Annotated in this window: 1 protein-coding gene; it reads right to left on the bottom strand. The window is 82.7% G+C overall.

Annotation, left to right across the window (positions count from 1 at the left end):
- Positions 1 to 243: FAD-binding protein (locus KVS71_RS17860; RefSeq protein ID WP_368874979.1), on the bottom strand; the 243-nt coding region annotated here is incomplete at its 3' end.
- Positions 244 to 255: the final 12 nt, after the last annotated feature.

Here is a 255-nt window from a genome sequence, read left to right on the forward strand (position 1 = left end):
GGTGGCGCCGCCTCGGGCGTGCGGGATGGGGGCATGAGTATGCGCCGCCTCGCGCCCGCGGGCGAGGGCGCCGCCCGGAGTCCGGTCGAAGGCGACGCCGCGGGCGAGGAGCTCGGCGGTCCGGGCCGGGCCGTCCGCCACGAGCGCGTCGACCGCGGCCGGATCGCACAGACCCCCTCCGGCGCTGATCGTGTCGGCGGGGTGCGGGGCCGGGCCCTCTCCCGGCCCGCAGCGGCGGGGCACCCCCCCCCCCGC

Origin of the sequence: Microbacterium sp. GbtcB4 (assembly GCF_019091465.1) — a bacterium.
GTDB classification, from domain to species: Bacteria; Actinomycetota; Actinomycetes; order Actinomycetales; family Microbacteriaceae; genus Microbacterium; species Microbacterium paraoxydans.